The sequence below is a fragment of the Trinickia sp. NRRL B-1857 genome (genome assembly GCF_050470685.1).
In the GTDB taxonomy this organism is placed as follows: Bacteria; Pseudomonadota; Gammaproteobacteria; order Burkholderiales; family Burkholderiaceae; genus Trinickia.
Window position 1 is genome coordinate 1362372 of the sequence record NZ_JBFLUK010000011.1, and the last position, 8966, is coordinate 1371337.

Here is an 8966-nt window from a genome sequence, read left to right on the forward strand (position 1 = left end):
GGTAGTCTCGTCGGAAATGAACCGTTAGCCGGCACTCATTGAGAAGAAGCGGGCTGTATCGGGGATGCGGGCGGCGTATCGACGACATGGCGCATCGGCGTAAAAAGAAACGTCAAGATGGCCAAGCCGATCAGTACGCACCCGCTCGCGGCGAACAGTTGCGCGAGGCCGACGTACTGCATCAACCACCCCGTCACCAATGCCGACAATGGTGCGAGCCCGAGGAGGATGAACATGAAGATGCTCATCACGCGACCCAGCAATGCCGGCTGTACGCGCTTTTGGAGCCAACTCGAAACGGCGACTTGGGTGAACCCTGCAAGCGCGCCCAAGAGCAGCAGCAAAAGCACGCCTTGCCAGGCTGCCCCGATCCACCCCAATGGAATCAAGAGCGCGCCCGCGACGGCATCGACCAGCAGCAACGTGCACCCCAGCGTACCGGCCCGGCGCTGCCCGACGAGCGCGATCGCGCCCATCCCGATCAGGCTGCCCGCGCCATGCGCGCCGGTCAACAGGCCGAGCGCGCCCGCGCCATGCAATCGAGTATTCGCCAGCACCGGCAACGCCACTTGCATCGAGCCGCCCAGACATAACATCACCACTGCCCAGTAGCCGAAGCAAGTGCGCATCTCGCGGTCATGCCAAACCGCCGCGAGGCCAGTCCGCACCGCACCGAGGACGGGCGGCCGATGCGGGGGCTTCGGCACGTTCAGTGTGCGCACCTTCGCGAGCGTCCATGCCGAGATGACGAAACTCAAACAATTGAGGCCGAATGCAAGGCCTAACCCGCGCGAATCGGCCACCGGCATAGCGGCGTCGTTTCCGGCGACCGAGATCAACAGACCGGCTAGCAGCGGCCCGCCGAGCAAGGCAATTTGACGCGCGCCCATCAGCATGCTATTGCCCGTTTGGAGCTTTTGCAGCGGCAGTACGTGCACAAGCATTGCCGTACCGGATGGAATGCTGAACGCCGAGGCCAACCCGATCGCAACCGCCAACGCAAAGATGAGCGGAAGGACGATATGGTTGGTTAGCACCATCGCAGCGAGCAGCGCGAGCAAGACGCCGTTGACATATTTCGTCAACATCAAGACGCGCTTAGGCGTGTAGCGATCGACGAGCGCGCCGCCGATCAGGATGAAAACGGCGCGCGGCAACCCGATCGTGGCGACGATCATGCCCGTCGCGAATGCGCTGCCGGTGGCCTGCAACACCAGCCAGGGCAATGCCAACACGGTAAATTGGTCGCCCAACATCGAAATCGCGCTGCCGCTTAGCAGCCAAAGGAAATTCGAGTCGCGCATGACGCTACGCTTGTCGGATTGAGTGTCGTGCATCGGAACGATCCTGGTATTCGACGAAATGATGCCGGCTATGACGCGACCGCTTGATACGGAATGCGCGTCGTTCTCACTTGCAAGGACTGCGCGGCATGCGGTGGATGGGCTTGCCAATTGGAAAAACGAACAGCCTGATCTGCGACGCGTTCGACGCAAATCGCGACCAGATGGTCCTCATCGGGCCGGAACTGCCAAAACTGCCACCGATCGTCATCGGCTTCGATCCCCGGATCGAACGTCGCCGATACCGATCCCTCTTGCTCGAGTAGAAACGAGATCTTGTCGAGCGGAAGCGACAAGCCCATCGCACGAGCCTTGATATAACTTTCCTTGAACGTCCAAAGTTCCCAAAACCGCAGCGCTCTCGAGCCGAAAGGCAACGCGCGCAACGCAGCGATTTCGCGAGGCGAAAAGTAGTGGTAGGCCAGATCGAGCGGTGCGTCTCGCCGCGTGCTCTCTGTGTCGATTCCTATCTCGCGGTCGATCGCGATCGCGAGAACGACCAGATCGTCGCAATGCGAGACATTGAACGAAAGGCGACGGGCGTAAGGATCCGGGTTCGATATGACCGGGCGACCGTACTGGCCCGCCTCGAAGGCCCATTCTTTCGGGCGCACGTCGGCATAGCGCGAAAGTATCGTGCGCACGAGCGCCCGAGTCACGAGGTAGCGATGCCGGTCCTTTTCGAAAAAGAAGCGGCTATGCTGCGCGCGCTCCGAAGGCGCCAATAACGCGTATTGGTCCGCATCGAGCTGTGCGTCCCCCTCCGATAGGAAGGCATACCACACGTGCACTTGCGACCGATGCAATCGCTCGCAATCGGCGCTGGCTAGCGCGACGCCGGCGAGATCGCTATTGGACTTCATAGATACACGCCAGCGCCTTCGCCGAGATATGCGTTTCCTGCGGATAGGCGAAGGCATTGTTTACGTAGAGCGTTCCGTCCAGCACCGTACGGCGATTGAGGTGACTATGCCCATAAACGTGAACGTTCGACTTCAAAGCCCTCACCTGCTCCCCGAGCCGAGCGCTGCCGAAGACAGGATAGAGTGCGCGCGTCGAATCCGGAATCCGAGTAGGCATAACGTCGATACGAGGAAGGAAGTGCGAGAACGAAATAATGAATTCGTCGCCTTTACGCGCAAGCTCGGCATTCATTCGAAGAAAGTGAGACGTCGCTTGGCTTTCGTCGAAGCCGAGGGGCCAGCGGCAAGCGCGAAAATCCATCCAGACGTTCGTGAGATGCACGCTCGGCACCCCGAACGAGAAGTCGTACCAACTCATCATCGGTAAGATCGAGAGCTTCCCGATATGCAACGGACTCATGGAAATGCCGCACTGCTCGGCGAGATTGCACACGACGGCGTACTTTTGCAAGGACGTCATCAACGGCGAATCGCGAACCACCCAGAGTTCGTGGTTACCGGGAACGAAAAGAACCTTTGCGAAGCGACGGGCAAACCGGGTGAAGCAGTGCTCGAGACGGCGGAGGGAGTCGGAGATGTCGCCCGCCAGAATCAGCACGTCCTGTTGGAAATCGGACGTCGATAGGCTGTCCACCCATTTCGAGTTGACCTCATGATCGACGTGCACATCGGATATGGCAAATACTCTCATGTTCCCTGTCGGAGCCCTACCGAAAGGGCTCGATTCGCAAGCGATGGCGAGCTAAGCGAGCTGGCTCACGTCGGCCGAAACGAGCTTGCGATAGTTGTCGACATCCTTACCGAACGGCGTCAGGATGCTCGCCGTGCTCGATGTGGATCCGGGGCGCAAATTGTATTTCACCGCCGTCGCCAACGTCCCCGCCGGCCCGACATCGATATAGCGATGCGGCCCACGAGCCTCCAGCCCTTCGATCGTATCCGCAAATTGAATCGGATCGCGCATCGCCGCCCACAGGCTATCAGGCGTGATCGTCTCGACGATGCCCCGCCGCGCACAACAGACGACCGGGATATCCGCGGCGCGAATCGTGACGGCCTCTAGCTCGTCGAGACAAGGTCCCCGGGCGTCGTCCATCCATCGTGAATGGAACGCCTGTGAGACCGAAATGGGCTGATACGTGTGCCCTTTCTCTTTCAAGTAGGCCAATACGCGTGCCAAATGGTCACCGGCGGCCGAAACGACGAAGTGCGAAGCGAAATTGACGCCCGCCATCTCCGCATTGTTATGCAGCGCCGGTTCGGTGCGATAGAGATCCGGGCTCGCCAAGATGGCCACCATCGATCCATGCGGGCAGCGGCTTTCGAACGTTCTCGCGTGCTTGACGATGAGCGGCAGCGTTTGCTCGACGCTCATGCTACCCGCGATACACGCCGCGGCAAACGTACCGAGGCTTGCGCCGAGCACGTAGTCGGGTTGGATACCGTCTTCCATCAACGTTTGCGCCAACGCATATTCGATCATGAAGATCGACGGACTGGTCAGCACGGTCCGGTCGAACGTATCGGCTTTCGAGTACCCGCTGTTGTATAAGCAATCGATGAGCGAATGCCCCACCAGCGGCGTCGCGATCGCATCCAGTGTCTGTAAGCGCGATCGAAAGCCCGCATGGGCATCGAAGAGCGCTCGCCCCATCTGGTAGTAATGGGAACCTTGCCCTGAAAACATGAACACATTCGACATTTCGGCCATCTGCTGCAACCCTTAAAGTTCACCCGCCCTTTCACCGCTTCCGAGGAAGGGAGAGGGTCTACGCGCTCCTGATCTGCTGGACCAATCGCGTCAAGACGTTGCCGGGGCCGACTTCCTTGAACTCCGAAGCGCCCCGCGCGATCAGGTAGCGAATGCCTTGAGTCCACTGCACAGGACTCGCGATTTGCTGCACGAGCAGCGACTTGGCGCTCGCACTCGCTTCCCCTTGAGGATAGAGCGCGCCTGTGACATTCGATAGCACGCGCTCGGTGATCGGTTGAAAATCGATCGGCGCGAGGAATTGTTCGAATGCGGCCGCGGCGTCCTTCATATAGCGCGAATGGAATGCGGCGCTCACCGACAGTTGCAGATACAACTTAGCCCCAAGCTGCTCGAGAATCGGACCGGCCGCCTTGATCTGCGCCTCGGGTCCCGAAATCACCAACTGTTCGTAAGAGTTGTAGTTCGCGAAGTCGATCCCGTTCAACTCGTTTTCCATCAACCCGGTCTTAATCGTTTCCGGGCTCAGGCCCACGACGGCAGCCATGGATCCGTTACGCGCTTGGCCCATCAGTTCGCCGCGCTTCTGCACGAGGCGCAGCCCCGTTAGGAAATCGAACGCACCGCCGGCCAGCAATGCGTTGTACTCGCCCAGGCTGTGGCCGGCAAAGAATCGGGGCTTGCCTGCGCTCGCCAGCTCCTTGTAGTAGTGCAAGGCATTCACGACATACAACGCGACTTGCGTGTATTGGGTCTGTCCCAACTGATTGTCGGGATCCTCGAGGCAAAGGCGTCGAATCGAATACCCGAGCACGTCGTCGATTTGCTTTTCCAGCTCGACGAATTCTCGTACTTCGTCGAACAATGCGCCGCCCATTCCGCGAGATTGCGAACCTTGGCCCGGAAACAAAAACACTTGCATCAGCTACCCTCCGCAGTTTTTACAAAGCGAGCAAGCGCTTGCCGCACACCGCGCGCCTCGCTCGAATACGATTCGTCCACACCACAACTGCCGCGATGCCGCGACGCCGCGCTCAACTCTCAATCGACGGGAGCAGCCCCGTTTCCATGTAATGATTGATCGCGGCAATATTCTTCGGGTCGGAGAAGATCGCCACGTTCGTCGAGACGGCTACATCCTTGCATTTCGGTAGCGACTCATCGACCGCTTTCGCGTATTGCCTGTACGAAGCAATCGCTCGCTTTGAAATGCGTCTGAGCCTCGACAAATTTCGACGCAACGCCGCATCGCTGTCGTCATCGAGGATGTCCACCAGGCCCCAATCGAGGGCCTGCTGCGCCGAGACGGTTTGCGTACTCAACGTCATGAAGTTCGTCCGCTGGAAGCCGATGCGACGCGCCAGAAACGGAATGACGCATGCAGGCATCAACCCGAACAGCATCTCCGACAAGGCGAACGACGCGCAAGACTGGGCGATCACGATGTCTGACGCAGCCACGAATCCGACACCCCCGGCATTCACGACGCCTTTGATATGGGCGATGGTGATGAACGCGCTCCCGGCGAGACGCATCCACAGGTCGTACATCAGATCGGGCGCCGGCGCGTTCGGCGTTCCTTGCGAAGACAGGCTGCGCGCGTCGCTGAGATCCGCGCCGAAGCAAAAGTATTCGGCCGAGCCTTCCAACACGACGATGCTTGCAGCGTCCTCATAGGTATCGAGCGCATGGCAAATTTCCTCGAGCATGCGCGTATTGATTGCGTTGCGCGCGTCGGGGCGGTCGAACCGAATGAAACAGACCGGTCCCTGCGCCCTAACCTGAATCGTCTCGTAAGTCATTGCACCCACTCGTATTGACGGTGGAATTCCGCAATCTCGTTGAGGACGAGTCGCGCGCCCCCTGCGGCGGCGCCGCTCAGCGGGTCGATCGCGCCGCGCGCGATCTTCGAGTTGCGCGTGCCGAACTTCACGCAATCGCTCGATTCGAGCAGCGCCGCATACTCATCGACCGAAAGCTTCTTGCGGCCGTCCAAATGCGCGGCGATTTCGAATCGTTGCAGTAACCGATGAGCGCCTTCAGGCACGATACCGCTATAGAACTCGGAGCAACAGCCCGAACCGTAGGAGAAGCAACCGATCCGCCGCGGATAATCGGCGCGGTCGTTGTCGATGATGCTGGCGAGCGACATGAAAATACTCGCCCCCATGATGTTTCCGACACGCTGCGCGTAGGTCAAACCCGGCAGCACGCGTGCGCGGAAATCGGCGTCGATATCTTCCGGCGATGCTTTCTTGAATTTCCGCATCATCGTCCGATGCGCCCCCTTGACCATGCCGCCGAAGGGAACGTGGAAGGCCAACGCATCGAACGTCTCTTTGTAATCGACGGACGCCAACCGTTTTTCGTATTCCACGAAGCTCTTTTCGCAGCAATCGAGGTAGGACAAAAGAGAGAGGTCCGCATTGCCCGCTTCGCTGTCGGCAACAGGGCGGCAGGTATCCATCACCTCATAGCCGTAGTACCCGTTCGCGCCGATATCGGGGGCGAATATCGTCGCGTTCTCCCCGACGAGGATCGCAGCCGCTCCGGCACCCGAGGTGGGTTCCGTGAACGCCCAGTCTTGCGTGAGAACGTCACTGCTATTGGCGACCATGAAGCGCGAGATGTCCGTGGCGATCACCAACGCCTTCGCACCCGGCGACACTTGCGACAATATGAAGTTCAGCGCCATCTGGAAACCGGCCGTGCCCGAGTAGCAGGCCTGCTTGATCTCGAATAAGCGGCAGTTTCGATTGAGCTTTAAATGGTGGTGCACATACGTGCTAAGCGACTTTCCGAAATCGATGCCCGACTCGGTACAGGTGATCAGCAATTCGATCCTGTCGCGCTCCGATGGGTCCAACGCGGCTACGATGGGCGCGGCCGCATTCACGGCGAACGTCACGGGGTCCTCGTACGGGAGCGCGACCGTTTTTTCTTTCATCAACAAATTATCGAATCGCGCGGGGTCGAGCTGCCGGTATTCGGCAAGCTCGCGCAACCCGATGTAGGCCGATCCAGCAAAAATATTGAGTGATTCGATTCCGGCAGCCGACATCTACTACTCCCTCGCTCTCTAATATTGTTGAATGCACAAGGCGGTATTCACTCCGCCGAATCCAATGCTTATATTTAGCGCACACCTGATTTCTTGCTCCAGCCCCGCGGCTGGGACCCAATTGAACGATGGGTCGATCGGTTCGTCTAGGTTCACCGAGCCGTGCAGACGAGCCGACTGCATTTGCAGCACCGTCGCGATCACTTCCACGATGCCTGCCGCGCTCAAGCCGTGTCCCGTCAGCGACTTCGTCGCATTAAGGTACGCATGCGACAAGCCGCTCGCTCGAATCGCCTGTAGTTCCACTTCGTCGCCGGCCGTCGAGCCCGAGCCGTGCGGATTGATGTAATCGATGTCTTTCGGCGACAGGTGCGCGTATTGAAGCGCCGCCTCGATCGCTCGCACTTCTCCTTCCAACGACGGATTGGGCCGCCGATTCGCATCCATGGCCACGGCACAGGGCGAGATGCGAGCATACGGCGTGACGCCGGCTCGCGCCCAGCCTTCGGCGCGCTCGATGACCGTTACCCCGCAACACTCGCCGAAGATGAATCCGTCGCGACTCTTGTCGTAGGGCCGACAGGCCAGCTCCGGGTTTTGCGCAAAGCGATCGCTGCCCATCGCGCCTAAAGAGCGGAAAGCCTGACACTCGAGATACGAGAGGTCCATCAGGGCGCCCACGGCAATGCAAACGTCGACTTGCCCGCTAAGCGCGGCCTGCATCGCCTGCGACACCGCGACTTGCCCGCTGGCCGATGCACCGCCCACGGTCAACGCCAAGCCTTTGATGCCGAACTCTTCGGTACATAGTCCGCAGATGTCCGTATCCATGAACGACAAGGCATAGCTCGGCCTGACGAACGCCATGCGCTCCGCGTATTTTTCGACCGTCGCGACGAGATCGCGCTGCTGTACGTTCGATCCGCCGATGACGAGGCCGATTCGAGCCGGATCGACGTCGTCCAACTTAGCGTCGATCCATGCCTCGGCGACCGCCGCCAGCGCAGCTTGCGCGGAAAGCGATACGGCGGAGAACACGTTCGGGCGGACCCTATCGGGGCACGCCAACGTATCGATTTCCGCGCCGAGGAAATGAGAGTCTTTTTGACGAAGCGGCCGAGCCATGACTCGAAAATTCGAGCGCCCCGAAAACAAGGCCGAACTAAAGGACGCCTTCTCCTGACCGATGGCGGACGTTACGCCGATCCCCGTGATGGCGAGTTCATGCGCTCTGGAGCTTGTCATGCAGAAGGGTCGCTAGTTCGCCGATGTTTTTAAGGCCATAGGTTTCCACTAGAGGAATCCTCAACCCTAACTCTTCTAGCGCCATAACGGTGATTTCAGCTCGGTCTATCGAGTTCGCACCGAGCGCGACCAAGCTGTCGGCGGTGCCGATCTGCTGCCCGTTCAGATTCGGCAATATCGAACAAATACACTTCTTGACAAGATCGAGTACGTCTTGATGTGTCATAGTCGGCAAAATATTAATATTACTGAATCGATGGCAGGCGACGTCGAAACGCTACGCGCGCCGATCGGGCAAAAACAGACGCGACGCCTCCGGCGAAAGGGAGGTTGACTGCACCATCAGACAAGCCGAGGCCCGCTCGAGCGACGACCTTGCCGAGCATAGCCGCGCCCGGCGAACCTAAGATCTCACTGAGCTCGCACCCCCGCCTCAAGGAACGCGGAAAACAGGCAGCGCATAGTCATTATCATGACGATCAAAAGTCATTAAATAATGCACTAGCGTGCTTAGTGAAGCGCTTTTATTGTACATAGTTCAGTATCAATCGACAATTGAAAAATGTGCTCGAAATTCAGTGCGCACCAACTTCGAACGGTTCTTCGTGAACCGCCTCATCGGCGGCGCATTCGGAAAAAGCGAGCGCACTCGCCCGGCGGAATTCCGCCGGGCCCTTGCAAAT

Annotated in this window: 9 protein-coding genes; all 9 read right to left on the bottom strand. The window is 59.1% G+C overall.

Annotated features, from left to right (window positions below; translation table 11 throughout):
• Positions 1-35: 35 nt before the first annotated feature.
• Entirely contained in the window at positions 36-1337 is a 1302-nt protein-coding gene (locus tag AB1286_RS26650; protein WP_430366219.1) for an MFS transporter, read from the bottom strand.
• Positions 1338-1372: 35 nt separating this feature from the next.
• Positions 1373-2206, bottom strand: a complete 834-nt coding sequence (locus AB1286_RS26655) for a 4'-phosphopantetheinyl transferase family protein (protein WP_430366220.1) — start codon at positions 2204-2206, stop codon at positions 1373-1375.
• Complete coding sequence (locus AB1286_RS26660) at positions 2193-2957, bottom strand: metallophosphoesterase family protein (RefSeq protein ID WP_430366221.1); 765 nt, start codon at positions 2955-2957, stop codon at positions 2193-2195. The genes AB1286_RS26655 and AB1286_RS26660 overlap by 14 nt, the downstream gene beginning before the upstream one ends.
• Before the next feature lie 51 nt (positions 2958-3008).
• Positions 3009-3953, bottom strand: a complete 945-nt coding sequence (locus tag AB1286_RS26665) for an acyltransferase domain-containing protein (RefSeq protein WP_430366222.1) — start codon at positions 3951-3953, stop codon at positions 3009-3011.
• Between the two features lie 82 nt (positions 3954-4035).
• Positions 4036-4899 (bottom strand): ACP S-malonyltransferase, encoded by an 864-nt coding sequence (fabD, locus tag AB1286_RS26670; protein WP_430366223.1) that lies wholly within the window; start codon positions 4897-4899, stop codon positions 4036-4038.
• A 112-nt stretch (positions 4900-5011) separates the two neighbouring features.
• On the bottom strand, positions 5012-5779 hold the full coding sequence (locus AB1286_RS26675) for an enoyl-CoA hydratase/isomerase (protein WP_430366224.1): 768 nt from the start codon (positions 5777-5779) through the stop codon (positions 5012-5014).
• The gene (locus AB1286_RS26680) at positions 5776-7038 is read right to left on the bottom strand and encodes a hydroxymethylglutaryl-CoA synthase family protein (protein ID WP_430366225.1); all 1263 of its coding nucleotides are present in this window, start codon (positions 7036-7038) and stop codon (positions 5776-5778) included. The genes AB1286_RS26675 and AB1286_RS26680 overlap by 4 nt, the downstream gene beginning before the upstream one ends.
• A gap of 18 nt (positions 7039-7056) precedes the next feature.
• A complete protein-coding gene (locus AB1286_RS26685; protein WP_430366226.1) occupies positions 7057-8283 on the bottom strand; it encodes a beta-ketoacyl synthase N-terminal-like domain-containing protein in 1227 nt (408 codons plus the stop codon).
• Positions 8261-8509: an acyl carrier protein gene (locus AB1286_RS26690; protein WP_430366227.1), complete on the bottom strand. Its 249-nt coding sequence runs from the start codon at positions 8507-8509 to the stop codon at positions 8261-8263. Before AB1286_RS26690 ends, AB1286_RS26685 begins: the two co-directional genes overlap by 23 nt.
• Positions 8510-8966: the final 457 nt, after the last annotated feature.

What these genes read in the sequence shown, in the direction of transcription:
- AB1286_RS26650 (WP_430366219.1), bottom strand. Translation starts at nt 1,337, where the DNA reads ATGCACGACACTCAATCCGACAAGCGTAGCGTCATGCGCGACTCGAAT.
- AB1286_RS26655 (WP_430366220.1), bottom strand. Translation starts at nt 2,206, where the DNA reads ATGAAGTCCAATAGCGATCTCGCCGGCGTCGCGCTAGCCAGCGCCGAT.
- AB1286_RS26660 (WP_430366221.1), bottom strand. Translation starts at nt 2,957, where the DNA reads ATGAGAGTATTTGCCATATCCGATGTGCACGTCGATCATGAGGTCAAC.
- AB1286_RS26665 (WP_430366222.1), bottom strand. Translation starts at nt 3,953, where the DNA reads ATGTTTTCAGGGCAAGGTTCCCATTACTACCAGATGGGGCGAGCGCTC.
- fabD (WP_430366223.1), bottom strand. Translation starts at nt 4,899, where the DNA reads ATGCAAGTGTTTTTGTTTCCGGGCCAAGGTTCGCAATCTCGCGGAATG.
- AB1286_RS26675 (WP_430366224.1), bottom strand. Translation starts at nt 5,779, where the DNA reads ATGACTTACGAGACGATTCAGGTTAGGGCGCAGGGACCGGTCTGTTTC.
- AB1286_RS26680 (WP_430366225.1), bottom strand. Translation starts at nt 7,038, where the DNA reads ATGTCGGCTGCCGGAATCGAATCACTCAATATTTTTGCTGGATCGGCC.
- AB1286_RS26685 (WP_430366226.1), bottom strand. Translation starts at nt 8,283, where the DNA reads ATGACAAGCTCCAGAGCGCATGAACTCGCCATCACGGGGATCGGCGTA.
- AB1286_RS26690 (WP_430366227.1), bottom strand. Translation starts at nt 8,509, where the DNA reads ATGACACATCAAGACGTACTCGATCTTGTCAAGAAGTGTATTTGTTCG.